Origin of the sequence: Nocardiopsis sp. CA-288880, from assembly GCF_050955985.1 — a bacterium.
Classification (GTDB): domain Bacteria; phylum Actinomycetota; class Actinomycetes; order Streptosporangiales; family Streptosporangiaceae; genus Nocardiopsis; species Nocardiopsis tropica.
This window is the reverse complement of the sequence record NZ_CP192105.1, coordinates 2201066-2226975: the sequence shown is the minus strand read 5'-3', so window position 1 is coordinate 2226975 and position 25910 is coordinate 2201066. Positions and strand designations below refer to the sequence as shown.

The following is a 25910-nucleotide window of genomic DNA, read 5'->3' as shown; positions in this document are numbered from 1 at the left end:
CGGGCACCCGGGGCGGCTCCCACCGTGGTCAGTGCCACGGAACGGGAGGCGGGCACAGTTCGGACATGCCGGGCGCGGTACTGGCCGAACCGCTGTCGGCCGACCAGACTTGGAGAACGCGGGGACCGGGTCGCGGGACCTACCCTCGACGGGACGCGAAAGGGAGGGCGATGCACGAGCTTCGCCTCGTGGCCGTGAGCGAGGACGGCACCTACCTGGTGCTCGCCAGCGCCGGCCGTGGAACCCGTTTCATGCTGCCCGTCGACGACCGTCTCCGCGCCGCAGTCCGCGGCCAGTTCTCCCGGCTCGGCCAGTACGAGATCGAAGTGGAGAATCCGTTGCGCCCCAAGGAAATCCAGGCCCGCATCCGGTCCGGCGAGACCGCGGAGGCCATCTCCGAGATCTCCGGCATACCGATCGAACGGGTCCGCTGGTTCGAGGGCCCCGTCCTCCAGGAACGCGAGTACATCGCCCAGCAGGCCCAGCGCGCGACCGTGCGGGCGCACGGCGACGCCGGCCCGGGCCCCTCCCTGGGGGACCTTGTCGCCAAGCGGATCGGCGCGCACCAGCTGGAGACCGGCGACGCCGTGTGGGACTCGTGGAAGCGCGAGGACCGCTCGTGGCAGCTCAAGCTCGTCTTCCTGCACGGCAGCGAGGAACGCGTCGCCCACTGGCTGTACGAGCCCAGACACAACAGCGTGGTGCCCGCGGACGAGGAGGCCGCGCGGTTCTCCTCGCCGGAGCCGGACACGCCGTCCGCCCCCGGCGCGAACGTGACGCCCTTCGCACCGCGCCGGAGCGAGGCCCCCGCGCACCTGCCCCGGATGGACGCGCAGTCGGCGGCGGAGCGGCGCCCCGACCACGCCCCGGCCCGCCGGGCTCCCCGGGAGGAACCCCTCGACGATCCGCTGCCCCCCGTCCGGGCTGCCCGGCCCGAGACCGACCGGTTCGGCGACCCCGTCCGCGACGAGCGCCGGCGCCGGTTCGAGGTGCCCGGCTCGGAGCAGGCCGGCCACCGCCGCCCCGGCCCGCGTGCGGACGGCCGCGACGGGGACGCCGACCCGGACCGCGACCCCCGCCGCGAGTCGCGGTACAGGCCGGAGGAGCGCCGCCCCGCCGAGTTCCGCCCGTCCGACGCGCACCCCGCCGACGGGCTCCGCGAGGAGGAGCGCCGCCCCTCGGAGTACCGCGCCCCCGGCGAGCGCCAGGGCGAGCGCCGCCCCACGGGCCGCCTGCCCACCGAACGCGTCCGGGAGTGGGACGACCGGGCGGAACGACCGGGCGGAACGCGCCCCGAGCACTCCTTCGGGGGGCCGCGTGCCGAACCCGAGCCCCGGGCCCCCGAGCCCGACAGGCGCCCCGCGCCCCAGCCGTCGGCGCCCGCGGCCTACGGGGACCACGGCGCGGAGGAGAGGCCCCCGCGCCCCGAGCGCCGCCCGTCTCCCGAGTGGCCGCCGGAGGGCCGTCCGGCACGCGCCGCCGAACCCGACACCGCACCGCCGGCGGCCGAGCCCCCGGCCCAGCCGCGGCCCGCCGCGCGGCGCCGCCGGGCCACCATGGACCTCAACGACACCGGGACCCCCCGCCGCGCCGCCGACCCGGCGCCCGCGAGCCCCGCGGCCGTGCCGGCGGTCGCCAACGGGAGCAACGACCGCGCCGCGGCCAAGCGCAAGGGCCGCGGCCGACGCGCATCGGTCCCCTCGTGGGACGAGATCATGTTCGGGTCCAAGAAGGACGAGTAGGCGCGTCGACGGCGCCGGGGGCGGCCGCGCTCCCCGGCCCGCCTCGGCGGAGGGCGACCGGAGCCGCACGGCACGGTCGCCCTCCGGCGTTCCCGCCCCGGTGCGGGGGCCGGGCCGCCCCGCCGGCGCGGGGCGGGTTCAGCCCTTGCGCCCCGGCGTGCCGGGATCCTCCAGGAACGGTCGCACCATCTCCGGGGTGACCTGCGCCGCGAAGGCCACCGACTCACCGATCGAGGCGTCCTGGACGGTGTAGCCCCCCGCGCCCGCCCCCACGGTGACCTGGAGGTCGGCCAGGGAGGGTCCCCGCTGGAAGAGGGTCTGCCTCCAGGTCCAGCCGATCACCGCCGAGCGCTCCACCGTCGCCTGGCTCCGGCTCAGCGAACCGGAGCGGACGCTCACCCGCTCGCCGTCGTACCCGTGGCCGAGGGCCCGGTAGCGGTCCACGCCCAGGGGGATCCCCAGCACGGCGAGGACGGCGCCCGCCACCGCGAGCCACTCCGCTCCCAGGGCCGCGGCGACCACCGCCACCAGGGCGAACGGCCCGACGGACCGCGTGAGCCGCCGGAACAGGGCAGCACGCGGATGGCGCTTCAGGGTGCCCCCGAAGAGGGCCAGCGCCCGGCCGACCACGTCCTCGACCACGGGACGGGGCCCGGTCGGGAGCAGCACGGCGCGGTTGGCGGCGTCGCCCAGGCCGGTGACGATGGCGCGCAGACGCACGGCGCCGCGCGTGCGTTCGAGGGGGGTGTCCAGGAGCTCGTGGCCGCGGATGCGGCGCCTCTCCAGCGTGACGCTGCGCCGGGTGAACAGCCCGCGCTCGGCCACCAGGGAGCCGTCGCGCCCGCGGAGCGAGAACCCCCAGTGCGTGAGGGCGTAGGAGACCACGGCGAACACCGGCATCAGCAGCACCAGCACACCCGCGAAGACCAGGGCCGCCACCAGGAGGAAGCCCCTGTCCGACGAGGTGACCCAGTCCACGACGAAGTCGTTGGCCAGCTCTCCCGCCGTCTGCTGGACCGTACCGAAGAGGGTGGCCAGGACCGCGAACGGGGTGAGCAGGTACCCCAGGCTGAGCGCCCCGTACAGGTACCAGGAGCGCGGCATGGCGAAGTACGTGACGGTGTCGTCCTCCGGGACCGGCGGAGCCTGCGCCTCCCCCCGCGCCGACTCCCACGCCTCCGGCGCCCCGCCGTCAGGGGCCGCCCGGGGACCGGACTCCTGCCCGGTGAGGACGGCTTTGCGGTGCAGCAGGACGCGGCGCAGGCGCTCGGCCTCGTCCGCCGCCACCGCGTCCAGCTTGCCGTCCTCGGTCGCGGCGGCCGATCCGGCCGCCGCCTCGATGCGCACCACGGCGACACCGAGGAGGCGGTGCAGCAGCGTGCTGGTGACGTCGACGCCGCGGACGCGTTCGAGGGGGATCGTGCGCCGGGAGCGCCTGATCAGCCCCTTGCGGATCTCCAGCCGGTCCTCGCCGACCTCGTAGCGGGTGGTCCTCCAGGTGACGAACCCGCCGACGAGCAGCGCCACGACGGTGGCGCCCGTGGCGCCCAGCACCCAGGCGTTGAACCCGCCCAGCACCAGTCCCGCGGCGATCGGCAACAGGAGGCCCTTGAGCTGGTTGATGGGGCCCACGACCATGCTCCGGGGGCTGATCCGGCGCGCCCGCTCCGGTGGGAGGAAGGGCGCCGCGTCCCGGGCCCGTCCGCCGGGAGCGCCCCCCGCCTCCGGTCCCTCCTCCGGCGCGGGCCCCCACCAGGCGCGCGGAGCGGCCCCGTGCGGGGGCCCGGTGTGCGGCGGGGCGCCGTGCGGGGGCGCGCCGCCGGGCGCGCCCGGGTGGGGCGCGGGGCCGTGCCACGGGGCGCCCCCGGGAGGAACGCCGTACGGCGGAGGGCCCTGGGGCTCTGCACCGTGGGGCGCGGCTCCGTGGGGCGGGACACCGGGCGGAGCGGCCGTGCGGGGCGGCGCGGGACGCGGCGGACCCCCGCGGTACGGCTCCGGGGCGGGAGCCGGCCGCCCGTGCCCCGGCACGGCGCCGGGGCCGGTCCGGGGCCGGTCGCCCCACCCCTGCGGCGGGCTCCCCGCGCCCCGGACCGATGGGCCGTACACCTCCGGCGGGCCGGCCGGGACCGCGCCTCCCGCCGCGCGCCCCGGGTCCCGGGGCGCGGGCGTGCTCCCCGGGGCGACCCAGCCCCCGGCCGGGACCGGCCCCTCGGGCGGGGGCGCCGGGTGCGGCTCCGTCCCGGGACCGCCGTGCGCGGGTGCGCCCTCCCCGGGTCGGACGCGTGCCGCGCCGTCCCCTTCCGCGGGCCGCGCGCCGCGGCCCCCCTGCGGGCCGCGGCCGGTCCTGTCCCGGGCGCCGCTCGCCCCGGACCCGTGCCGTTCCCCGTGCTGTCCGGCGCGACCGCCGTCCTCCTGCTCCGTGCCCATCAGGTCGCGTCGTCCCTCAGCGCTCCGGCGCGCACCGCGAGGTCCTCGCTCAGGCGGCGCGCCTGCCCGGCGTCCAGCCCCTCGATCGTGGACGAACCCGCGTAGGAGGCGGTCTGCACCTCCAGCGTGGCCACGTCGAACACGCGCTCCAGCCATCCCTGCGTGTGGTCGACGGTCTGCAGCCTGTTGACGGGCACCAGCTGCCAGGTGCGGCTGATCCAGCCCACCCGTGTGTAGATGATGTCCCCGGCCACCTCCCAGCGGTGCACCCTGTACCGCCAGGACGGCACGATCGCCACCTTGAGCAGCGCGTACACCCCGTAGGCGAGCGGGAGCAGCCACGCGTTGTCCTGCACGCGGAACGGGATCCAGGCCCAGCCGAGCGACGAGGCGCCCCAGGCGGCCGCGCTGAGCAGGACGAGGGTGAACACCGACCCGAACAGGATCCTCAGGGTCCACACCCCGATCGCCCTGCTGCTCACGCGGCTCTCCGGGGGCCGCAGCCGGGCGGCCTCCCCGTCCCCTGGTTCGGGGCCGCCCCGGGGCCGGTCCGGGTCGGGAATGGCGTCGTACGGCGGGGTGTTCATCACCTGCACGAGTTTAGGCCCTCCGTGTCCGAAGGCCCCTCCCCGCGGGCCTCCCCGCACGGCCGCCCAGGAGCGCGGGAACTCTGTCAGCGTTCTGTCAGCCCGGCTCGTCACACTGGTGGACGAACGTTGAAACGGAGGAACGATGACTGACGCCATCCGCGCGGAGGGCCTGGTCAAGCAGTTCAAGGGGAAACGCGCCCTGGACGGTGTCGACCTGACGGCCAGGACGGGGGCCGTGCTCGGCGTTCTGGGGCCCAACGGGTCCGGCAAGACCACGATGGTGCGCATCCTGGCGACCCTGCTCAGACCCGACGGCGGGCACGCCGAGGTCGGCGGCTTCGACGTGGTCCGCCAACCGCACGAGGTCCGCCGGCTCATCGGCCTGACGGGCCAGTACGCGGCCGTGGACGCCGATCTGACCGGCACCCAGAACCTGCTCCTCATCGCGCGCCTGCTGGGCTTCGGCGGGGCCGACGCCCGGGCCCGCGCCGCGGAGCTGCTCGAGCGCTTCGAGCTCACCGACGCCGCGGACCGCCCCGCCAAGACCTACTCGGGCGGCATGCGACGACGGCTCGACCTGGCCGCGAGCCTGGTCGGCCGCCCGGCCCTGCTGTACCTGGACGAGCCCACGACCGGGCTGGACCCGCACAGCCGCAACGGCCTGTGGGAGGTCGTGCGCGGGCTGGTGGACGACGGCGTGACCGTCCTGCTCACCACCCAGTACCTGGAGGAGGCCGACCAGCTGGCCGACGACCTCATGGTGCTCGACCACGGCCGGATGATCAGCAGGGGGACCCCGGAGGAGCTCAAGAGCCGGGCCGGGAACCAGGTGCTCGAACTGCGCACGGTGGACCCCGGGCAGATCTCCCTGGCGACGAGGATCATCGAGGCGGTCACCAGCACGCCCGTCGTCTCCGACGGCCTGCTCGCCAGCGTCCCGGTCACCAGTTCGGGCGTCCTGCCCGAGGTGGTGCGACGCCTGGACGAGCAGGGCGTGGCGGTCGCCGAGCTGTCGCTGCGCAAGCCGAGCCTGGACGAGGTGTTCCTCGCCCTGACCGGGCACACCGCCGAAGAGGAGACCGCGGACGCGTCCGCGGACGAGGGGGCCAGAGCATGAGTACCGTGACGACCCGGACCCGGGCCGCGGAACCCGGGGGCGCCCCGGCGATCCCGGCGAGGATCACGCCGCTGGGCACGATCCGGAACGGCCTCCAGCTGGCCTGGCGCAGTGTCCTGAAGATCAAGGCCAACCCCGAGGAGGTCTTGGGGCTGATACTGCAGCCGGTCATGTTCGTGACCCTGTTCGTCTTCGTCTTCGGGCAGGCGATGATGGGCGACTGGCAGGCCTACCGCGACTTCCTGATGCCCGGCATCATCGCCCAGTCGGTCATCTTCGCGACGCTGGGCACGGGCTTCTCGCTGAGCCAGGACGTGGAGAAGGGCATCTTCGACCGGTTCCGGTCGCTGCCCATCGCCCGGTCGGCACCGCTCACCGGCGCGATCCTCGGCGACCTGGCCCGGTACACGATCACCGTGGTGATGGTGCTCCTGGTCGGCATGCTCATCGGCTTCCGCCCCGAGGGCGGCGTGGTCGGCGTGGTCGTGGCGGCCGGCCTGGTGCTGCTGTTCGCGTTCGCGCTGTGCTGGATGTCGGCCTTCGTCGGCATGATCGTGCGCACGCCGATGGCCGTACAGGCGTTCGGGATGATCCTCATGTTCCCGCTGACCTTCAGCAGCTCGGCGTTCGTCGCCCCGGCGGACATGCCCAGTTGGCTGCAGGCGGTCGCCGCGAACAACCCGGTCACCCACGTCGTCGACGCCATGCGGGCCCTGATGCTCGGCACGGGCGACGCCACGGGCCCGGTCCTGTGGACGGTGGCGTGGTCCGCGATCTTCACCGCGGTCTTCTTCCCGCTCGCCGTGTGGGCGTACCGCCGCCGCACCTGAGCGGCGCCCGCCGCGCCGCCCCCGGCCCCGGGGGCGGCGCGGCCCCTCCGGCGCGCCCCCGCGCCCGGTCACCGGCCGGAACGCCGGCTCCCCGGCCTGTGGTCGGGCACGAGCGGGGCCAGCCACTCGCCCACACCCGCCAGGACCTCGTCCTCGTCCGTGCCCCTCGCCTCCGCGGCCAGCCGCTCGTACGCGGCCCCGCCCAGCGCCGCGCGCACCCGCTCCCGCGCCCGCACCACGAACGGTGTGGTGCGGTCGGGGACGCCGCGCAGCCCCTCGGCGTACCCGAGCATGCGGGCCGCCCGGCGCGGTTCCTCCCCCGCCAGCATCATCGCGAAGACGTCCAGGATCTCCGCGCAGACGGGGCGCAGCCCGTGGGAGGCCGTCCACCACGCGCGGCCGATGTCCCGCCAGGCCGCCTCCCGCTCCCCGGCCTTCCAGTGCAGGAGCGCGGACATGGCCCCCAGGCCCCCCTCCAGGTAGACCGGAGAGAACCCGCCCAGGCCGCTCAGCTCCCGCCGCATCCGGTCGACGACCTCGCGGGCGCGCCCCAGCTCCCCCGCCTCGCCGAGCCAGTGCGCCTCCGCCAGCGACAGCAGCACCCTGTGCTCGTCCTGGACCGGGTCCTCGAAGTCGGACAGCGCACCCAGGTCCCGACGGGCCGCGTCCAGCTCCCCGAGGTCGGTGAGGGTCTGGGCCCGCCGGACCCGGAACACCGCCGCCATCCCCGTCAGGCCCGACTCCGAGGCCAGCCGCATCCCGTCGGTCAGCAGCTCGCGACAGCGTTCGAGGTCCTCGAAGCGGTACACGTCCACCAGCTGGGCGAGCGCCTGGCACGCTCCCCAGGCGTCGCCGCAGGCACGGAACTCCTCCAGGGCGGCCTCCGCCTTGCCCGCGGACTCGCCGGTGTGGCCGGTGACGGCGTCGAGCAGGGACAGCAGGACGCGCACCATCGCGCGCATCCAGGGGTCGGGCTGGTCCAGGGCCGCGGCCAGGCGCTCGTAGGCGTCACCGGACCGCCCCTGGAGCATCGCCCTGTACAGCAGGCAGTGGACGAGCACGGGATGGCGCTCGACCCGCCCGCCCGACGCCGCGACGAGCTCCTCGACCTCCCTGATCGCCGCCTCCACCGTGGCGTGGTGCGTCGAACCGTCGCCCGCCCGGTGGAACAGGCAGCTGGCGTAGGCGACGGTCCTGCCCTCGGGGACGCGGCCGCCGAGCATGTCCAGGACGGCCTCCGACCAGCGGACCAGCCGGCGCCAGGACCCTCCCAGGGTCCAGTACCACTGGGTGTGCTCGACCAGGTCAAGGGCGAGCCCGGCGTCCGCGCGCTCCACCGCCCACCGCACCGCCGCGCCGTGGTCCGCGGACTCGGGGGCCAGGCGCGCAAGCAGTTCGCCCTGGCGCCGCCCGCGCAGGAGCGGGTCCGCCGCGCGCCACAGGTCGCGGACGTGGCGCGCGTGGGTGTCGCGCACGCGCACCTCCTCACCGCTGAGGGCCAGCCTCTCGGCGGCGTAGGCGCGGACGGTCTCCAGCTGCCTGTAGCGGGGCGGCGCGTCCTCGCCGACGGGGTTCTCGGCGATCACGAGCGACTTGTCCACCAGGGAGAACAGGACGGTCCACACGTCCCGGCCGCCCACCCGTCCCTCCGCGCCGGGGTCCGGCGCGGGGTCGGCGCAGATCCGCTCGACGGCCTCCAGGGTCGCGCCGCCGGCGAAGACCGACAGGCGCCGCAGCAGGCGCCGCTCGGGTTCGTCGAGGAGTTCCCAGCTCCAGTCGACGACGGCCCTCAGCGTGCGGTGGCGCGGCAGCGCGCCCCGGCTGCCCCCGGTGAGCAGCCGGAAACGGTCGCACAGCCTCTCCGCGAGCTGGGCGGCGGTCATGGAGCGCAGCCTGGCGGCGGCCAGCTCCAGGGCGAGGGGCATGCCGTCCAGCTCCCGCGCCACCCGGACGACGTGGGCGACGTTGCCGGGCGTGACGGCGAAGCCGGGGCGCACCGAGGCGGCCCGCTCGGCGAACAGGACGACGGAGGGGTAGGTGACGGCCTTCGCGGCGTCGGCGCCCTCGGGCGGCAGCTCCAGGGAGGGCACGGGCACGAGCTGTTCGCCCGGGACGCCGAGGGGTTCGCGGGAGGTGGTCAGGACGCGCAGGCGGGGGCAGCGGGCGAGAAGGGGCTCCACGGCCCTGGCGACGTCCTCGACGAGGTGCTCGCAGTTGTCGAGCACGATGAGCGCGGGACGGTCGCCGATGTGGGAGGCGACCCGTTCCAGCGGGGGGACCGGCGCCCGGGAGGACGCCGCCCGGAGCATGGCGTACTCGCGCAGTCCCAGGGCGCCGGCCAGGGCGTCCGGGACGTCGGCGCCGGACCTGGACGCGAGTTCGACGAACCAGCCTCCCCGGGCGAGCAGGTGCGGAGCGCGTGCGGCCAGGGCGGTGGCGGCCTCGATCGCCAGGCGCGTCTTCCCCGCCCCGCCGGGCCCGGTCAGGGTGACCAGGCGCTCCGTGGCGAGGAGGCCCACGGCGGTTCCGACCTCGGCGTCGCGCGGCACGAAACCGGTCAGGGTGGCGGGCAGGTGCAGGTTCGGCGGGGTGGCGGGCCCGGGGGAGGGCGCGTCGAACTCGCCGCGCAGCAGCCGCAGGTGGGTGTCGCGCAGCTGGGGCGAGGGGTCCAGGCCCAGGTTGTCGGCGAGGCGGCCGCGGAAGCGCTCGTAGGCGGCCAGGGCGTCCGCCGTGCGCCCGGTCGCGGCCAGCACCCGCATGAGCAGCTCGACGGGGCGCTCGCGGTCCGGCTCCCGCCGGGCGAGCGCCTCGACGCGGGGCAGGATCTCGGCGTGGCGGCCGAGGTCGGCGCGGGCCGCCAGGTGGTCCTCGGCCGCGGACCGGTGGGTCTCGGCCAGGCCCAGCGCGATGTCCTCGGCGATGCCGTGCGCGGTCAGGTCGGACAGCGCCGGCCCCCGCCACAGGGCGAGCGCCCCGCCCAGGTCCCGTTCGGCGTCGGCGGGCCGACCGGCGACGAGGTGGGCCCGGCCCTTCGCGGCCAGGTCCTCGAAGCGGTCGAGGTCGACCTGTCCGGGGTCGACGTCCAGCCGGTAGCCCGTGCCGTCGCCGTCGACGGCGGCGCCTGTGCCCAGGGCCCGGCGCAGACGGGAGACGAGCGCCTGGAGGGCGTTGCCCGCCGAGGCCGGGGGGTCGCCCGCCCAGATGCCGTCGACGAGCTGTTCGACGGGCACGCGCCGCCCGGCGCGGAGCAGGAGGAGGCAGAGGAGGACGCGCAGCCGCGCGCCGCCGATGGTGACGGGCCTTCCGGTCGCGTCGTGCACCAGGAGGGGCCCAAGGATGGAGAACCGCACCGACCCATGATCACCGATCCGCCCGGGGAGTGCGCGGAGCCGTGCTCCGGAGGGCCCGGTCCCGGGCCCGTCGGCGGGCCGTGGCGGGGCCCGCGGGCCGGGACGGCCGCCCGAACGCCCGCCTGACCACAGTAGGGTTCGCTCAGGAACGTGTCGCCGGAGCCCTGTGGCGGCTCCCCCGCGTTCCCTCCCCGAGCCCGGCGCCGGGTGTCCTCCCGACGCCGTGCCGGTTCACAGCGAGTCCCGCCTCCACGGCCCGAAAGTCCAGCAGGAGTTCCCATTGTTCCCGGCCCTCCCCTCCCCCCGGTCCACCGGTGCGCGCACGGCCCGCACGTCCCCCGCAGCGCTCGCGGGCGCGGTGGCGGCGGGGGCCGCACTGGTCCTGACCACGGGTTGCGGCATCCTCGCCCCGGGGCAGAACGGTGACATGCCCGACGACATCAACGTCACCAGCCCCCTGATGCAGGAGGGGCAGCCGCTTCCGGCGGCCTACACCTGCGAGGGGGCCTCGGAGGGCGCTTCGGCGGACGGTGGGGAGCAGGAGGCGCAGGAGGCCTCCTCGCCGCCGCTGAGCTGGTCGGGACTGCCCGACGAGGCGGGCTCGATCGCCCTGGTGGTCGACGACCCCCAGGTGGCCCAGGTGTTCTGGGTGGTCTACGACCTGGACCCGCAGCTGGTGGAGCTGCGGCAGAACAGCGTTCCGGCCGACGCCAAGCAGGGGCAGAACTCCCAGGGCGTCGCGGAGTACGGGGCGCCGTGCCCGGAACCGGAGGCGTCGTACGAGTACAGGTTCACCGTGTACGCGCTGGCGAACCCGCTGGACCTGCCGGAGGGCGCGTCACTGGACGCGGCCCTGGACGCCATCGCCGACCAGGCCGTCGCCCGCGGGTCCCTGGTCACGACCAACGCCGGGTGACATAGGCCATAGGAGCCCCTCGCCGGCGCCCCGGATCCCCGTGGTCCCGGGAAACCGGGGCCCCGGGGATCCGCCCAGGAAGCATCCATCGCCCTCTGCACACGGGGCGCGACAGCGCATACAGTGGGGCAGTGCCCCTCGCCCCATTTCAGATGACCGATTCCCGTCCACTCGCCGCGCGGCGCACCGACCTGGAACCGCACCGGACCACCTGCACCCCTCGTGCCACGCAGGTCGGGCAGACCGGGCCATCACGGAACCAGGCGGCCGCCGCACATCCCCGGCCGGTTCCCGACACTCCGGTCCCCGGTGCGATCCGGGCGCGGCCGACCTCCCCAAGGTAGTGCGTAGACCATGACCGTCACCGTCATCATCATCATCGCCGTCATCGTCGTGCTCGCCGTGCTCGTCCTGCTCCTGCTGGGCATGCGCGCTCTGAGCGTCGGCTCCCGCGAGGACGACTACGACGACGAATACGAGTACGACGACACCGAGGACTCCGGTCGCGACCCCGACCGCGCACGGGAACGCGACCTCCCCGAGGACCGCGGCGACGAGGAACCCGCCCCGCGCGGGCGGTCCCGCCGCGGGCACCAGGACGGCGGCGGCCGGTCGGAGAGGCGCTCCAAGGGTCGGCGCAAGCGCGAGGTCGACTGGGACGACGATGACGACGCGGACGGCCTGTCCGACAACGACTTCTGGTCCAGCCTGAGCGAGGACGGCCCGGCCCAGCGCTCCTCGGAGCCCCGCGGTCGCCGCGGCGACCGCGAGGACCGGAGCCCCAGCGTCACCGCGTACGAGTACGAGGAAGACGACTACGACGACGGGTACGAGGACTTCGAGGAGGAGTCCGGTCCCCCCGGGGCGACCACGATCCTGCCCGCGGCGACCGGGGCCGGCGGCCCCTCCGCCGACCTGGCGATGCTGGCGAGCCTGGGGCAGGAGCAGGCCGCCCCCCAGGCGGACGAGCCGGCGGGACGGTCGGGCAGGCACGGACAGTCCGGCGCGGCCGGTCCGGACCCGCTCGGCCCGGACGAGCGCGCGCTCCCGCCGCGTCCGGAGCGCTCCGCCCTCACCCCGCCCCGGGGAGCCGCGCCCGCGCAGGGCCTGCCCCCGGCGCAGCACGCCGCGCCCGCGGCCTCCGCCTCCCGGGACGACGACCCGCTCGGCCCGGGCTCGTGGACGCCCGGGGCCTCCTACTCCCAGCCGCGGACCGACCCCCTGGCGGGCCCCTCGCCCCTGGGGACCCCGGATTCGCACGACCCGCTCGGCGGTCCCGGCACGGCGACGGGGACCGGCTCCCCGCTCGGCGGCCTCCCGTCCTACGGCGGCGCGTCGCCGGGCCGGTCGGACTACCCGGGCGCGGGCCGCCCGGAGAGCCCGGCCGCGAGCGACCCGCTCTCCCCGGGGTTCCGGGCCACGACCCCGGCGCACGGCTCCGACGTCGACTCGCCGATATGGTCCAGCATGGACACCGGCGCACACCAGCGCTCCGACTTCGGCTACGGCGGCCCCTCCTCCCCCGGGGCCGGAGCGACGACGCCCCCGTTCGGCGGGAGCGGCTCCGCTGACCCCCTGGGCGGCGGCTACCCGGCGGCCCCCCGGTCCGAGAACGGCTACGACACCGACTCCTTCACCCGCTCCGGCTACGACACGGGCACCCACACACGGGGGGACCACACGGGCACTGGACTCCCCGGCTACGACACGGGCACCCACACGCGGTCCCCCTACGACACCGGCAACCACACACGGGGGGACCACACGGGCACCGGACTCCCCGAGTTCGACACCGGCAACCACACCCGCCCCTCCTACGACACCGACTCCTTCACCCGCTCCGGCTACGACACGGGCACCCACACACGGGGGGACCACACGGGCACCGGACTCCCCGGCTACGACACGGGCACCCACACGCGGCCCTCCTACGACACCGGCAACCACACACGGGGGGACCACACGGGCACCGGACTCCCCGAGTTCGACACCGGCAACCACACCCGCCCCTCCTACGACACCGACTCCTTCACCCGCTCCGGCTACGACACCGGCACCCACACACGGTCCTCCTACGACACCGGCAACCACCAGCGCCCCTCCTACCCCGACGGCAACACCCCCCTGTGGGGTGAGAGCGGCGGCACGTTCGGATCCCCGAGCGCGCCCACCGTTCCCGGCGTGCAGGGCGGCGGCCCCGGGCTTCCGGGAGGCCCCGGTTCCGCCGGCGGACCGACGGCGCCCGGCTCCCACGCCGGACCCGAGCGGGAGGCTCCGGCGCCCGGCGTGCCCTCCCCCTTCAACGGCGGGCCCGTCGGCCACCCCGGGCACCCGGGCGGACAGGACGGCACTGCGTACCCGGGCGGCCCGCAGGGCTACCCTCCGCTCCCGCCCACGGGCGGCTACCCCGCCGAGCAGCTGCGCGGCGAGGTCCCGCCGGGCTACGGCGGCTACCAGGACCAGGGGGACCGGTTCGGGCGACCGCCCGGCCCCGGCGGCCCGGGCAGCGGCTACTCCGAGATGCTGGGCGGCTCCTACCCGGCCCAGCAGCCGCAACAGCCGCAGCAGCCCGACTACGGCGGCTACCCGCCGCTGGACGGGTGGCAACAGCACGGCGACGAGGGACGGCCGGACGGCCCCGGGGCTCCGGGCCCCTACCCGCCCGAACAGCCCTACGACCAGCGGGGTCACGGCCAGGAGCGTTACGAGGGCGGGTACGAGGACGGCCGCTTCCGCTGACCCGGTGCGGTCCGGGCGGCGCTGACGCGCCGTGACCGGCCCGCGCCGCCGGACCCCGTCCGGCCCCACCGCTTCACATCACCGAGGTGCACGGGACAACCCCGTCACCTCGGTGTTTTTTCTGTCCTGATTTGTCCCCACGCCTTGTGAAGCCGAGAAAACAGCCACTGAAACCACACAGATGATAACCCTGAGCTACGGAAGTTGACTACAGTTGGTGATTGACAGGCGACCCTTCGGGGTTCCGTCGTGTTCACGCGTTCACCCGCACACCCCCCGATCCGGACACCGTCGTCCCCGTGCGCCTACGCCTCATTTGCCTGGTCCAACCCGAACGGAGCAACCATGCGCAACGACGCCCAGGGAGTACAGCCCGACGCACCGCCCGCAACCGCGGCGCCACCGGGCAGCCACAAGGACCGCAAGGGGGTCGCCGCCGACGTCGGCGCCTCCCTGGTGGTCTTCCTGGTCGCCGTCCCACTGTCACTCGGGATCGCCGTCGCCTCAGGCGCCCCCCTCATCGCAGGAATCATCGCCGCCGTCGTCGGCGGCATCGTCGCCGGACTCGTCGGCGGTTCGATGGTGCAGGTCAGCGGCCCGGCGGCCGGGCTGACGATCATCGTCGCCGACCTCATCGCGACCTACGGCTGGCGGGTGACCTGCCTCATCACCCTGCTCGCCGGTCTGGTCCAGCTCGTCCTCGGGGCCGTGCGCATCGCCCGCGCGGCCCTGGCCGTCTCCCCGGCCGTCGTGCACGGCATGCTGGCCGGGGTGGGCGTCACCATCGCCCTCGCCCAGCTGCACGTGGTCCTGGGCGGGGCCCCGCAGAGCTCGGCGGTGGCCAACATCGCCGACCTCCCCCACCAGATCGCGCACAACCACTCCGCCGCCGTCGCCGTCGGCGTCATCACCATCGCGATCATGTTCACCTGGAACAAGCTGCCGTCCTTCGGGAGGCTGCGCCCGGCGGTGGTCCCGGCCGCGCTGGTCGCGGTGGGCACCGCGACCGCCATCGCGACCGTCGGGGGCTGGAGGGTGGAGACCGTCTCCCTCCCGGACTCCCTGGCGGACGCCTGGAACGGACCGGTGCTCCCCGCGTCCGGGCAGTGGCACGGCATCGCCGTCGCCGTCGCCACGGTCGCCCTGGTCGCCAGCGTCGAGTCCCTCCTCGCCGGGATCGCCGTGGACCGCCTGCACAACGGCCGCCGGATCATGCTCAACCGGGAGCTCTTCGGCCAGGGCGCGGCCAACACCGTCAGCGGCGCCCTGGGCGGCCTGCCCGTCGCGGGCGTGATCGTGCGCAGCACCGCCAACGTGCGCGCCGGGGCGCACACGCCCCGGTCCACCATCCTGCACGGTGTGTGGATCCTTCTGTTCGTCGCCTTCTTCGCGCACGTGGTCGAGCTGATCCCGATGGCCGCGCTGGCCGCGCTCCTGGTGTTCATCGGCGTCCAGATGGTCTCGATCGCCCACCTGCGCAACCTGCGGCGCCACCACGAGGCCAGCGTGTACCTGGTGACCCTGTTCGGCGTGGTGCTCCTGGGCCTCATGGAAGGGGTGTTCATCGGTTTCGCCCTGGCCATGATCGTGTCCCTGCGCAGGCTCACCAAGCTGACCGTGACCACCGAGGAGCGCGACAACCGCGTCCACGTCACGGTGCACGGCTCGCTCACCTTCCTCGGGGTGCCCCGGCTCGCCCACGTGCTGCGCACCGTCCCCGAGGGCGCCCAGGTCGACCTGGACCTGCACGTGGACTTCATGGACCACGCCGCGTTCGAGGCCATCCACGCCTGGCGCGTGGACCACGAGCGCACCGGGGGCGCCGTCGACATCGACGAGGTGCACGAGAAGTGGTACGCGCGCAGCTCCACCAGTTCCGCCCCCGCCTCCAAGACCGCGCCCGGCGGCCTGGCGCGCTGGTGGGCGCCGTGGGGCATGCGCCGTGTCCCCGAGGAGACCGCGCGTGAGGTCAACCCCCTGGGCCTGCTCACGGCCGGCGCCCGCGAGTACCACTCCAGCACCGCCGACCGGATGCGCTCGCTGATGGGCCGGCTGTCCCACAGGCAGCACCCGACCGCGCTGTTCATCACCTGCGCCGACTCGCGGGTGGTGCCGAACCTGATCACCTCGAGCGGCCCCGGCGACCTGTTCACCGTCCGCAACGTCGGCAACCTGGTGCCCCGGCGGGGCACCCCCGGCGACGTGTCGGTGGGCGCGGCGGTCGAGTACGCGGTGAACGTCCTGCGGGTGCCGTCGATCGTGGTGTGCGGACACTCGCACTGCGGCGCCATGAAGACGCTCCTGGAGAAGGCCCACCAGGAGCCCGGGGACGCGCAGACCTCGCACATGTGCCGCTGGCTGGCGAACGGGCACGAGAGCCTGGTGCGGGCGGGGGAGGCGTCCGGGGCGCTGGCCGGCCTGCCCGCCGCGGAGGCGCTGCGGCGGCTCGCCCAGGCCAATGTGGAGGAGCAGCTCGGCAACCTCATGGGATACCCGGTGGTGCGCGAACGCGTGGAGTCGGGCGACCTGGAGCTGTCGGGGATGTACTACGACCTGGAGACGGCGAGGGTCCACCTGCTGGACACCGCGACCGGGGAGTTCCGTCCTGTGCAGGGCGTGGGCGATCCCGTTCCGCACCCCCGACCGGGTGCGGACGGGGATCAACTGCTGGAGGAGTCGTCGCCGGGCGCGTCGTCACGCTCGTCCTGCTGAACGCCTGAGGCCTGGTAGGAGGCGAGCATGACGATCGCCACGATGGCCAGGACCGGCAGGCCGAAGAGGACCACCCAGAAGACGGTGGAGTCGAACAAGAGTCACCCATTCCCGTGAACGCGGATGCCCGTCGGGCCGTCGACCCCGGACGTCGGCCCACGGGCGCACGCGCTCCGGCACTCGGCCCGGGGTATGGAGCGCAAGGGCCAATCTATCGGTGCGCATGGGCGGCAGGCCATCACCGGCAGGCTGTATGCCTGTACCCATAGGACTTCCCGCACCCCACGGCCCCCACGCGCCGCGCGCGTCGCACTCCCGCCCGGGGCCCGGCAGGGCTCCGGGCGGTGGCGGCGGCGGGCCGATCGCGGCCTCCGCCCCACCGTCCGTCTCGGCCCCGGGCCGTCGGTGCTGCCGTGCGTTCCCCTCGGCGGATCCGCGGGGGCCTCGGGCCGGAGCACCGACCCCGGCGCTGTGCGAGCCGACAGAAAATGCACGGGAAGAGCCCTGCTGTAGAAAGGAGTTCCGGGTCCCGCTCCCACCCCCGAGCAAGGAGAAGGCTCATGGAAGAGATGACGCAGGCCCGCCGTTCGGTCGGGTGGCTGGTGGTCTCCACCTCGACGTCTCTGGTGACCCTCTGTCTGTGCACCCCGGCGCTGGAGGCGCATTGGGCGGTGTGGCCCATGTGGGCGGTGTGGGTGGTCCTGGCCGCGGTGACGGTCTGGTCGGTGGTGGCGGTCCGCCGCCTCGGCCGCACGGAGGAGCGCCGCCGTCCCCTCCCCGGGGAACGGGAGGGACGCGGGACGGAAGACCTGCACGCCTCGGGCTGAGTCCGCCCGTCCGGATGCAAGGTGCGGAAAGACATGCCGCTGCCTGCTTTCCCGGCCTGCCGCAGGCCCCGCGATCCATCCCGCACCTGTCCCGGGTCAAGCCCGGACAGGGCAAGGCATCCGCCGATGAACAGGGGTGTCGGTGGTTGCGGACCTGCGAACGAAATTCCAAGTATCCGCAGTTCAGAGGCTAAGAGAGGGGGGAGTCGGCCGGTAAGCCGGATTCCACCACGCCCGTTCCGCTGACCTCGACCGATACCCACGGAAGCCGCGCTACCTGCAACAACAGGTCTCGCGGCTTCTCGCTGTTTCTCGGTGCTCCCCGTCCTCGGAGCAAGCACACAGCAAACGCAGGCAACGCCACCAGGCGTGGAGATGAACAGGGCGCGCAACGCACCAGAGGCGTTCGGTTCGTTGAACCGGTGAGCTTGGCTTTTGCCTGCTTACCGGTTCTCGTTTCGCGGCTTCTTGGTGTTCACAGCCCTCAAGCAAGCGCATGTGTCACTGGCTAGCTATACGATCCAGAACTACCACAACGAGCAAGGAAAAAATGATGCCCAAGAAGACAAAAAAGAAAAGAATAAACAAGCAGAGGGAGCAACAAATAAAAGATAGCGGAAAGATGGCAGGCATTTGGCATGAAATGACAATCGAAGAAGATTTCACCAAAGCCGCGAGTCGCATTTTTCTCATGCTAAGAAATTGTCAGGATAGATTCCCCGGCAAAAAGATGGCGCTGTATATCGACGTTCAGGGACACAGGAACAGTGAAGGCGGCTTCGATCACGATGCCTTCGAGTTAATCCACTACTTTGCCCTTGAAAAAATGGCGCAATATCTGACGGAAGTAAGGACTCCACTGATTCACATCGTCAACCCAAAACCACAGCTTCCCCTGCCCCATGAACTCGTTATTACCGACGATAAAAATGAGCACTCATTTGGTTTTAGGGAGCTCGAAAATCGGCCGCGAGAAGACTCGCCAGACAAAAGGAAGACTTACCCAACCACACAGGCAATCATGAAATACCTTGGAATGAAGGAGTTCCGTTGCCTGGTTTGCTGGACCAGCAAATCAGTCGAACGAGCACACGCAGTCCCGCGAGCACTAGGCGGGTCAAACGACGTGCGAAATTTCGCCCCACTATGCACCGATCATCACAAAGCCTCACCGGACGTTGCCGACTCCGAGGCGTTCTGGTCCTGGATAGACCACGAGAGAAAAAAGTACTCAGATAATCGAAAAAAAGAGATCATGGAAATTTTCAACCCAGAGGAAGCAGACTCAGAAAACCAGAAGCTTAACGACGAATCAAATAACTTCTTTCGATTGACCAAGGCGGAACTCGTGGATCTCTATGGATGGAAACATGAAGACTTTTCTGCCATATCATGGGAACTAATGGAGGAATATCAAGCGGTTCTCAAGAAGGCAACTGGAAAGCACTTTGGGATCGACCAAAAAGTTTCGACTCATGCATGGGCTTTCGACGTTGCAAGACAAAGAATGGAAAATGGAAAAAATAATTAAAGCCTCCCTCTCTTCTCTGATTTCTGCGCTTCCCTGAGGCCCGGCCTTCCGTGTGCTGCCCCGCTCCATGGTTGCCGCCTGGCCCTGGTTGTCTGGCAGACCCGCCGCCCGCCCCGCCAGCTGTCGGTCCACCACACCCCCTGTGTCCCTGGACTGTTGCTGCCCCTGGTTCGCCCACCCTGTGAAGAATCGCCGTGCCCACTGGGCTCGGCGGGGCGCGCGAGGACGCGCCGCGCGGGACGCAGGCGGCAGCGGACGCGGCGCGCCTACCGCCGGACACCCCCGGGTGTCCGCAACCGCGCTTGCGCACTCCTGGTTGCCGCGTACATCAACACGCTTCGCACTCGCCCTCCTCGGAGGATGCCCCCCGGGTAGAGATGTGCCCGCGACTTCCCCGGCGCCCTGGCCCCGCGCGCTCTCCATCCCGCACACCCCGCCGGCCCTTTTCCGCGCACCCCGCCCGCGGCTTGGTCTCCCCACACCCGAACTGGCCCGCCTCTCCCGTTCCGCGCCTCGACCCCCTTGGTCGAATCAGCAAAGGAACCAGGCCCACCCCCCGCCTCCCCCTTCCCCACCACGCTCCCGCCCCGTCCCTCTTCCCGTCACCCTTCGTCCACGCCCCGCGCGACCGCGCCGTTCAGGGGCCACAAGGTGGAGCGCCCCACTGTCCGAACGACCTTGTGGCCCCTGGGCGGTGTGGTAGGTCCCTGACTGGACGAAGGGTGAAAGGGCAGAGGGGCGCACCGCCACAGCAGACCCCGGCCGTGCGCGGTTGCCCCCGCTTCCTGGATCCCCGAGTCCCCGCCGGAGGCTGTGTTCTTGCCGGGGCAACCGCGGGGCCGCAGCCGCCAGCAACGCGCCCGGCCATCCGCCCTCCCGACCGCGTCCCGCACCCGACCGCCCAGCCCAGCCGCAGGCTGCCCCGCACCGCAGGTGCGGGCTTGAAGACGTAAGGAAACTTCTCATCACCCGACTCCGGGCATGAAGAAACCCGGCTCACCTCACGGTGGCCGGGCATCTCCTGGCGTCGTCTAGTTGGCGGGCCACTCGTAGTGGAGCTCCCACTGGTAGGTGGGCATGACATGCACACAGATCTCTACCGCCCGGTCGTTCTCGTCCCACGCCGTGTGAAGGATCTCGAACACCTGCTGCTCCGGGTCGGACTTCAGGAAGTCCGCTTCCTCCGGGGTGACGGTACGAATCCTGATGGCCTCGGTGAAGCGCGCAGGACCGAACCCCTTCTCGGCCAACCGAGAGTAGGTCCCACCGGGACCGGTGTCCTCCTCGACGATGGCGGTGCCTTCGGCCAAGTCCCAAGGGACATACGACGTCGCGACCTGGACAGGAGTCTGGTCCGCGAGCATGTGGCGCTTGCGAATCGCGACGGGCGCGCACGCCTCGATCACGGAGACCTTCGATACCTACGGCCACCTGTTCCCGGAGCATGAGGAGCTGGGACGCGGGGCGATAGACCTGCTCCTGCGGTCCCCCTGATCGACCGGAGCAAACAGAGAGCAAACACGGTCGGCTCCCCCGCGCTGCGGCGCAGATCAGGAAGCTGTGGAGGGGGAGTCGGCCGGTAAGCCGGATTCTGTCGGTCCCCGGAGGGACCGGACGGTCATCCATCTGGGGCCGCCGTTGCCGACGGCCTCGGTGCGGTCTACCCGCGGACTCGGGCGGGCCGCCCTCGAACATCCGCGCAGGAGCCCGGAGGCTCCCTTTTTGACCTTGCTCCGGGTGGGGTTTACCAAGCCGCCCGGATCACTCCGGCCGCTGGTGGTCTCTTACACCACCGTTTCACCCTTACCACCGCGAGCGATGGCGGTCTGTTTTCTGTGGCACTGTCCCGCGGGTCGCCCCGGGTCGGTGTTACCGACCACCCTGCCCTGTGGAGTCCGGACTTTCCTCGAACCCGCGCACCTGGCGCGGTCCGCGACCGTCTGGCCGACTCCCCTCGCCCCGCATTCTACGCCCGTTCCGGTCCCTCCCGGCCCGAACCGTCCCGGACCGGGGCCAGGTGGGCGGTGTCGTTGAGGGAGCGCACGAGCATCGGCCCGTCGGAGAAGACGTCCACCTCGGTCAGGCAGGCCGTGTCCAGGTGCATCCGGTACAGCGCCGCCAGCGGCGCCAGGACGGCCTGCTGCACCGTCAGCTTGATGGGGGTCACGTGCGTGACCACGAGGACGGTGCGTCCCCGGTGGCGTTCGACCAGCGCGTCGCGGGCCTTCGCGACCCGGCGGGCGACCGCCGCGAAGCTCTCCCCGCCCGGCGGCCCGACCTCGGGGTCGGCCAGCCAGCGGTCGACCGCCTCGGGCGCGCGCTCACGGGCCTCGGCGAACGTCAGCCCCTCCCACGCGCCGAAGTCGGTCTCCACGAACCCCTCGTCCACCTCGACCGGCAGCCCGAGCTCCTCCGCGGCGCGGGCCGCCGTGTCCCTGGCGCGCAGCAGGGGCGAGGACACCACGGCGTCGATCGACCGCGCGGCCAGGCGGCGCGCGGCCGCCCCGGCCTGCGCGCGGCCCTCCTCGGTGAGGGGGATGTCGCCCCGGCCCGCGAAGCGCCCCTCCACCGACAGGGGCGTCTGCCCGTGTCGGAGCAGGACGAGCCGGGTCGGGGCGGTGTCGGGGGCTCCCCAGCCGGTGCTCACTGCTCGGCCCGGCCCCCCAGACCGGATTCCTCGGTCCGCACCAGGATGCGGCGGCAGTCCTCGCAGCGCACGACCTCGTCGGCGGCGTGGGCGCGGATCTCGTTGAGCTCGACCGTGCTCAGGGCGAGCTTGCAGCCGCCGCAGCGGCCGTAGCGCAGCGGCGCGGCGCCGATCCCGTCGTACTGGGCGCGCAGCTTGTCGTAGAGGGCCAGCAGGTCGGCGGGGATCTCCCCCGCCACGCGCTCGCGGTCCTGGGCGACGCGGGTGCGGTCCCACTGGATCTCGGCGGCGGCGGTGTCGCGGCGGGCGACCACCGCGGTGTGCTCGGCGACGGCCTCCTCTCGCTCGGCGGTCAGGCGGGCCACCGTGGCGTCCAGCGCCTCCGCCCGCTCCATCACCTCCAGGACGACCTCCTCCAGCTCGGCCTGGCGGCGGCCCAGCGAGGCGATCTCGGACTGGAGGTTCTGCAGCTCCTTGGCGTTGGAGATCTGGCCCGACTCCAGGCGCTTGGCGTCCCGGTCGGCGCGGCTGCGCACCTGGTCCACGTCGCTCTCGGCCTTGCGCTGCTGGCGTTCGACGTCGGAGACCTTCGTCTGCGCGGCGATCAGGTCGGTCTCGAGCCGGTCGGCGCGTTCCTTGAGCCCGGCCGCCTCGGCGATCTCCGGCAGGGTGCGGGCCCGGTGGGCCAGGAGCTGGAGCTCGGAGTCCAGTTCCTGGAGGTGGAGCAGTCTGGCCTGTGCGGCGGGTTCGGCTTTCACTTGTACACGTCTCCTGGGGTGGCTGGGGAAGGCGAGAACGCCGCCCGCGCCCTACTCTGTGCGGCTCTGTGCAATTGGTGTCGGGGCCGCCCCTCGCGGGGCGGTGTGCTCTCAGACGTGCGGCAAGGCCTGTGACCAGGCGTCCGTCACCGTCGTCGAGACGCGTGTCTCCACGTTAGTCCCCCCGGGCTGCCCCGCGCGCCCGAGTGCGTCCACGAGACGGGCCGCCCCGTCCGCCAGCCAGGGCCACTCACTGGCGAAGTGGGCGGTGTCGATCAGGGCCGGGCCGCCCGGGTTCTCCACGAACTCCGAGGCGGGGTGGTGGCGCAGGTCGGAGGTGACGAACACGTCGACCCCGGCGGCGCGGGCGGCGCCGAGCAGGGAGTCCCCCGCTCCCCCGGACACGGCGACGGTTCCCACGACGCGGTCCAGGTCGCCGGCGACGCGGACCCCGGCGGCCGTGGCGGGCAGGGCGCGGGCCACCTGGGCGGCGAAGTCGCGCAGGACGACCGGGCGGTCGAGGGCGCCGACCCGGCCGATGCCCCGGTGGCCCTCGGGGTCGGTGGTGTCGGGGTCGAGGGGGCGCAGCGGCCCGGTGACGCCGACGGCGCGGGCGAGCGCGTCGGAGACCCCGGGCGAGGCGGTGTCCGCGTTGGTGTGCGCCGTGTACAGGGCCGTTCCCGAGCGGATCAGGCGGTGGACGATCCGCCCCTTGGGGGTGTCGGCCGCCACACTGGTGACGCCGCGCAGCATCAGCGGGTGGTGGGTGATGATCAGGTCCGCGCCCCAGGTGAGGGCCTCGTCGACGACCGCGTCGACCGGGTCGACGGCGAACAGGACCTTCGCGACGTCCTGCGCCGGGTCGCCGGCCACGAGTCCGACCGCGTCCCAGGAGGCCGCCCAGTGGGGCGGATAGACCTCTTCGAAGGCGGAGATCACGTCGGACAGGCTGGGGTGCGGGGTCGAGGAGCTCACGGCCATGAGACTAGCGCTCTCCCCGCCGCCCGGCGAAGCGGTCGCCGCCGTGTCCGAGGCGGGCGCCGAGCGCGCGCAGCCGGTCGGCCACCCCGGGAGGGGCGTCGAGGTCGAACTCGGCGCCCAGGGCCAGCACGGCCAGCGCGTACTGGCAGGCCAGGTCGACGGAGTCGGTGCTGATCCTGACCAGGCACGTGTCCGGCCCCAGGGGCTCGATCCAGCCGGGGAAGGGGCCGTGGACGCGGGCGCGCACGTCGGCGGCCGGCATCCGGACGGTGATCCGGGTGGTGTGCAGGTAGGTCGCCGCGGCGAACGTCCGCACCAGGTGGGCGGCCGGGTCGGGCGCGGGCAGCTCCCGGGGGGTGAACCGCCCGTGGGTGGCCCGGGGCCCGATGATGCGGTCGGTCCGGAAGGTGCGCCAGTCGTCGCGGGCGGTGTCGTGCGCGATGAGGTACCAGTACCCGCCGTGGGAGACCAGGTGGTGGGGTTCGACCCGGCGGGAGCGGACCGCGCCCGACCGGTCCCGGTAGTCGAAGTCGGTGACCACGCGGTCGCGGCGGTGGGCGGCGAGCATGCCGAGCACCGACGGGTCCGCGCTCGCGGGCGCAGCGGGGTGGGCCACCGCGGACGTGGTGTCCCGGACGGCGGCCAGGCGCGGGCGCAGCCGGGCCGGCAGGACGCGTTCGAGCTTGGCCAGGGCCCTCAGCGCGCTCTCCTGGACCCCGGTGACGGTGACCAGGCCGAGGGCGATGGCGACGGCCTCGTCGTCGTCCAGGAGCAGGGGCGGGAGGTCGTTCCCCGAGGCCAGGCGGTAGCCCCCCGCGACGCCCGGGGTCCCCTCCACCTGGTAGTCGAGGTCGCGGAGCCGCTCGACGTCCCGGCGCAGGGTGCGCGCGCTGACGCCGAGGCGCCCGGTGAGCTCCGCGCCGCTCCACTCCCGTCTGGCCTGCAGCAGGGACAGCAGGCGCAGCAGCCGTTGGGGCATCCCCTTGCGGACCGATTCGCTCATGGATCCAGTCTGCCGGACATCGCGGTCACGTTGTGACCGCATTGGTTTCTACGGTGGTGCTGTGAACGAGACGCAGAGGAGCGCGGACATGTCGCAGATCCAGAACGCGGCGAGGGACCGGGGCCCGGCGGGTACCGGGGGCGGCACGCCACGGGCGGCGGACGCGTCCGCCGCCCGTGCGGCGGAGGCCCTGGCGGCCCTCGTCGCCGGGCCGGTGCACGCGCCCGGGTCGGAGGGCTACGAGACGGCCCGCACGGGGATGCAGCTGCTGGACCGCCACCTCCCGGTCGCCGTGGTGGAGGCGCAGGACGCCGGGGACGTGCGGGCGGCCGTGACCTGGGCCGCCGGGCGGGGCCTGCGGGTCGCGGCCCAGCTGACAGGGCACGGCCTCGGCTCGGGTCTCGGCGGCGGGGAGGCCGTGGCCGGCGGCGGGGAAGGCGGGGCGGAGCGGCGGGAGCAGGGCGCCGCCGGGACGGGGGACGACCGTCCGCCGGCCGGCGTCCTCATCGCCACCGGCCGCCTGAGCGGTGTGCGGGTGGATCCCGGCCGGGCGACGGCATGGGTCGGCGCGGGAGCCACGTGGCAGGACGTCATCGACGCCGCCGCGCCGTACGGGCTGGCGCCCCTGTCGGGCAGCGCCCCGGGGGTGGGCGCGGTGTCGTACACGCTGGGCGGGGGCGTGGGACTGCTGGCCCGCCGGTACGGGTTCGCCGCCGACCACGTGGCGCGGCTCGACATGGTGACGGCCGACGGACGGCTGCGCGAGGTGACGGAGGAGGCCGAGCCCGAGCTGTTCTGGGCCGTGCGCGGCGGAGGCGGCGCGTTCGGCGTGGTCACCGGGATGGAGATCGGCCTGTTCCCGGTCGCGCGGCTCTACGGGGGCAGCCTGTACTTCGACGCGACCGCCGAGCCGGGCGCCCTGGACGCGTGGCGGCGGTGGGCGGAGACGGTCCCGGAGGAGCTGACGTCGGGGGCCTCCATGCTGGTCTACCCCGACGCCCCGGGCGTCCCGGAGGCGATGCGGGGCCGCCTGGTCGTCCAGGTTTCGGTGGCCTGGTCGGGCCCGCCCGGGGAGGGGCCCGCCCTGGTGGAGCCCCTGCGCACGGCCGGGCCGGTACTGGCCGACACCCTGGGGGAGCTCCCGTACGCCGGGTCGGGCGCCGTCTTCGACGAGCACGACGACCCGGCCGGGTACCGGGGGCGCAGCGTCCTGGTCGACGGACTGGACGCGGAGTCGCTGAACGCCCTGACCCGGCTGGCCGGGACGGCCCCGTCGATGTGCGTGGTCGGGCTGCGGCACCTGGGCGGCGCCCTGGCACGCGAGCCCGGGAGCGCGAACGCGGTGGGGCACAGGGACGCCGCCTACGCCCTGACGGTGCTGACGTTCGCCGACGGGGAGGACCCCGGAGCGTCGGAGGCCCTGCGCGAGCGGGCGGCGGGGCTCGTCTCCGACAGGGCTGTGGGGCGCTCGTCCACCCTGGGCTTCGGGCCGATGGACGGGGCGGCGGTGCGCGAGGTGTTCGACCCCGGGGACTACGCGAGGCTGACCCGGGTGAAGGCCGAGTTCGACTCGGACGAGGTGTTCCACTCCAACCGCCCGATCCCGCCGCGCGGCTGACGGCCCCTGCGGGGCGTCGCCGGTGTGACGGGTGGAGCCCCGCCCGCGATGAACGCGCACTCACGGCCGGCCCCCGCCGGGGGGGCAGGACCACCGCGGGACGGCGCGGCGGGCCCGGGGGG

The 25910-nt window shown here is 73.7% G+C and carries 19 protein-coding genes and 1 other RNA gene; 10 read left to right on the top strand and 10 right to left on the bottom strand.

Annotation, left to right across the window (positions count from 1 at the left end; translation table 11 throughout):
* Positions 1-170: 170 nt before the first annotated feature.
* On the top strand, positions 171-1742 hold the full coding sequence (gene sepH, locus ACQPYD_RS09690) for a septation protein SepH (protein WP_433700664.1): 1572 nt from the start codon (positions 171-173) through the stop codon (positions 1740-1742).
* A gap of 138 nt (positions 1743-1880) precedes the next feature.
* On the opposite strand, the gene ACQPYD_RS09685 is transcribed toward sepH, so the two are convergent.
* Together ACQPYD_RS09685 and ACQPYD_RS09680 are read right to left on the bottom strand one after the other, a co-directional pair.
* Positions 1881-3380, bottom strand: a complete 1500-nt coding sequence (locus ACQPYD_RS09685) for a PH domain-containing protein (protein ID WP_433700663.1) — start codon at positions 3378-3380, stop codon at positions 1881-1883.
* Positions 3381-4168: 788 nt separating this feature from the next.
* Positions 4169-4756 (bottom strand): PH domain-containing protein, encoded by a 588-nt coding sequence (locus tag ACQPYD_RS09680; RefSeq protein ID WP_433700662.1) that lies wholly within the window; start codon positions 4754-4756, stop codon positions 4169-4171.
* Between the two features lie 145 nt (positions 4757-4901).
* Here ACQPYD_RS09680 and ACQPYD_RS09675 point away from each other — a divergent pair, with 145 nt between their 5' ends.
* Complete coding sequence (locus tag ACQPYD_RS09675) at positions 4902-5876, top strand: ATP-binding cassette domain-containing protein (protein ID WP_433700661.1); 975 nt, start codon at positions 4902-4904, stop codon at positions 5874-5876.
* A complete protein-coding gene (locus ACQPYD_RS09670) occupies positions 5873-6706 on the top strand; it encodes an ABC transporter permease (protein ID WP_267949118.1) in 834 nt (277 codons plus the stop codon). Before ACQPYD_RS09675 ends, ACQPYD_RS09670 begins: the two co-directional genes overlap by 4 nt.
* A 68-nt stretch (positions 6707-6774) precedes the next feature.
* On the opposite strand, the gene ACQPYD_RS09665 is transcribed toward ACQPYD_RS09670, so the two are convergent.
* On the bottom strand, positions 6775-10056 hold the full coding sequence (locus ACQPYD_RS09665; protein ID WP_433700660.1) for an ATP-binding protein: 3282 nt from the start codon (positions 10054-10056) through the stop codon (positions 6775-6777).
* 280 nt (positions 10057-10336) lie between these two features.
* Between ACQPYD_RS09665 and ACQPYD_RS09660 the strand changes: the two genes are divergently transcribed.
* The 3 genes from ACQPYD_RS09660 (at position 10337) to ACQPYD_RS09650 (ending at position 16423) form a co-directional block, all read left to right on the top strand.
* A complete protein-coding gene (locus tag ACQPYD_RS09660; protein WP_433700659.1) occupies positions 10337-10972 on the top strand; it encodes a YbhB/YbcL family Raf kinase inhibitor-like protein in 636 nt (211 codons plus the stop codon).
* Positions 10973-11326: 354 nt separating this feature from the next.
* Positions 11327-13711 carry a hypothetical protein gene (locus ACQPYD_RS09655; RefSeq protein ID WP_433700658.1) on the top strand — a complete coding sequence of 795 codons (2385 nt, stop codon included), beginning with the start codon at positions 11327-11329 and terminating at the stop codon, positions 13709-13711.
* Positions 13712-14056: 345 nt separating this feature from the next.
* Positions 14057-16423 carry a SulP family inorganic anion transporter gene (locus ACQPYD_RS09650; RefSeq protein ID WP_433700657.1) on the top strand — a complete coding sequence of 789 codons (2367 nt, stop codon included), beginning with the start codon at positions 14057-14059 and terminating at the stop codon, positions 16421-16423.
* On the opposite strand, the gene ACQPYD_RS09645 is transcribed toward ACQPYD_RS09650, so the two are convergent.
* The gene (locus ACQPYD_RS09645) at positions 16372-16521 is read right to left on the bottom strand and encodes a hypothetical protein (RefSeq protein ID WP_433700656.1); all 150 of its coding nucleotides are present in this window, start codon (positions 16519-16521) and stop codon (positions 16372-16374) included. The two genes, ACQPYD_RS09650 and ACQPYD_RS09645, sit on opposite strands and share 52 nt — an antisense overlap.
* A 462-nt stretch (positions 16522-16983) precedes the next feature.
* Between ACQPYD_RS09645 and ACQPYD_RS09640 the strand changes: the two genes are divergently transcribed.
* Positions 16984-17250 carry a hypothetical protein gene (locus ACQPYD_RS09640; protein ID WP_433700655.1) on the top strand — a complete coding sequence of 89 codons (267 nt, stop codon included), beginning with the start codon at positions 16984-16986 and terminating at the stop codon, positions 17248-17250.
* 553 nt (positions 17251-17803) lie between these two features.
* Positions 17804-18781: an HNH endonuclease gene (locus tag ACQPYD_RS09635; RefSeq protein WP_433700654.1), complete on the top strand. Its 978-nt coding sequence runs from the start codon at positions 17804-17806 to the stop codon at positions 18779-18781.
* 1031 nt (positions 18782-19812) lie between these two features.
* Here ACQPYD_RS09635 and ACQPYD_RS09630 read toward each other — a convergent pair.
* Entirely contained in the window at positions 19813-20145 is a 333-nt protein-coding gene (locus ACQPYD_RS09630; RefSeq protein ID WP_433700653.1) for a UTRA domain-containing protein, read from the bottom strand.
* A gap of 7 nt (positions 20146-20152) precedes the next feature.
* On the opposite strand from ACQPYD_RS09630, the gene ACQPYD_RS09625 reads away from it, so the two are divergent.
* Positions 20153-20275 (top strand): hypothetical protein, encoded by a 123-nt coding sequence (locus ACQPYD_RS09625; protein ID WP_433700652.1) that lies wholly within the window; start codon positions 20153-20155, stop codon positions 20273-20275.
* A gap of 70 nt (positions 20276-20345) precedes the next feature.
* Here ACQPYD_RS09625 and rnpB read toward each other — a convergent pair.
* The 5 genes from rnpB to ACQPYD_RS09600 all read right to left on the bottom strand — a co-directional run bounded on the left by rnpB (position 20346) and on the right by ACQPYD_RS09600 (position 24170).
* An RNA gene (rnpB, locus tag ACQPYD_RS09620) (RNase P RNA component class A) lies at positions 20346-20733 on the bottom strand.
* 14 nt (positions 20734-20747) lie between these two features.
* Positions 20748-21428 (bottom strand): histidine phosphatase family protein, encoded by a 681-nt coding sequence (locus ACQPYD_RS09615; protein ID WP_433700651.1) that lies wholly within the window; start codon positions 21426-21428, stop codon positions 20748-20750.
* A complete protein-coding gene (locus ACQPYD_RS09610) occupies positions 21425-22186 on the bottom strand; it encodes a zinc ribbon domain-containing protein (protein ID WP_433700650.1) in 762 nt (253 codons plus the stop codon). Before ACQPYD_RS09610 ends, ACQPYD_RS09615 begins: the two co-directional genes overlap by 4 nt.
* 111 nt (positions 22187-22297) lie before the next feature.
* Positions 22298-23167 carry a Nif3-like dinuclear metal center hexameric protein gene (locus tag ACQPYD_RS09605; RefSeq protein WP_433700649.1) on the bottom strand — a complete coding sequence of 290 codons (870 nt, stop codon included), beginning with the start codon at positions 23165-23167 and terminating at the stop codon, positions 22298-22300.
* A gap of 4 nt (positions 23168-23171) precedes the next feature.
* On the bottom strand, positions 23172-24170 hold the full coding sequence (locus tag ACQPYD_RS09600; RefSeq protein WP_433700648.1) for a helix-turn-helix transcriptional regulator: 999 nt from the start codon (positions 24168-24170) through the stop codon (positions 23172-23174).
* A gap of 88 nt (positions 24171-24258) precedes the next feature.
* On the opposite strand from ACQPYD_RS09600, the gene ACQPYD_RS09595 reads away from it, so the two are divergent.
* Positions 24259-25788, top strand: a complete 1530-nt coding sequence (locus ACQPYD_RS09595; RefSeq protein ID WP_433702009.1) for an FAD-binding oxidoreductase — start codon at positions 24259-24261, stop codon at positions 25786-25788.
* Positions 25789-25910: the final 122 nt, after the last annotated feature.

Coding starts and splice junctions, on each gene's coding strand:
- ACQPYD_RS09635 (WP_433700654.1), top strand. CDS start 17,804: ATGCCCAAGAAGACAAAAAAGAAAAGAATAAACAAGCAGAGGGAGCAA.
- ACQPYD_RS09670 (WP_267949118.1), top strand. CDS start 5,873: ATGAGTACCGTGACGACCCGGACCCGGGCCGCGGAACCCGGGGGCGCC.
- ACQPYD_RS09640 (WP_433700655.1), top strand. CDS start 16,984: ATGGAAGAGATGACGCAGGCCCGCCGTTCGGTCGGGTGGCTGGTGGTC.
- ACQPYD_RS09595 (WP_433702009.1), top strand. CDS start 24,259: ATGTCGCAGATCCAGAACGCGGCGAGGGACCGGGGCCCGGCGGGTACC.
- ACQPYD_RS09655 (WP_433700658.1), top strand. CDS start 11,327: ATGACCGTCACCGTCATCATCATCATCGCCGTCATCGTCGTGCTCGCC.
- ACQPYD_RS09630 (WP_433700653.1), bottom strand. CDS start 20,145: ATGCTCGCGGACCAGACTCCTGTCCAGGTCGCGACGTCGTATGTCCCT.
- ACQPYD_RS09685 (WP_433700663.1), bottom strand. CDS start 3,380: ATGGTCGTGGGCCCCATCAACCAGCTCAAGGGCCTCCTGTTGCCGATC.
- sepH (WP_433700664.1), top strand. CDS start 171: ATGCACGAGCTTCGCCTCGTGGCCGTGAGCGAGGACGGCACCTACCTG.
- ACQPYD_RS09675 (WP_433700661.1), top strand. CDS start 4,902: ATGACTGACGCCATCCGCGCGGAGGGCCTGGTCAAGCAGTTCAAGGGG.
- ACQPYD_RS09680 (WP_433700662.1), bottom strand. CDS start 4,756: ATGAACACCCCGCCGTACGACGCCATTCCCGACCCGGACCGGCCCCGG.
- ACQPYD_RS09605 (WP_433700649.1), bottom strand. CDS start 23,167: ATGGCCGTGAGCTCCTCGACCCCGCACCCCAGCCTGTCCGACGTGATC.
- ACQPYD_RS09650 (WP_433700657.1), top strand. CDS start 14,057: ATGCGCAACGACGCCCAGGGAGTACAGCCCGACGCACCGCCCGCAACC.
- ACQPYD_RS09600 (WP_433700648.1), bottom strand. CDS start 24,170: ATGAGCGAATCGGTCCGCAAGGGGATGCCCCAACGGCTGCTGCGCCTG.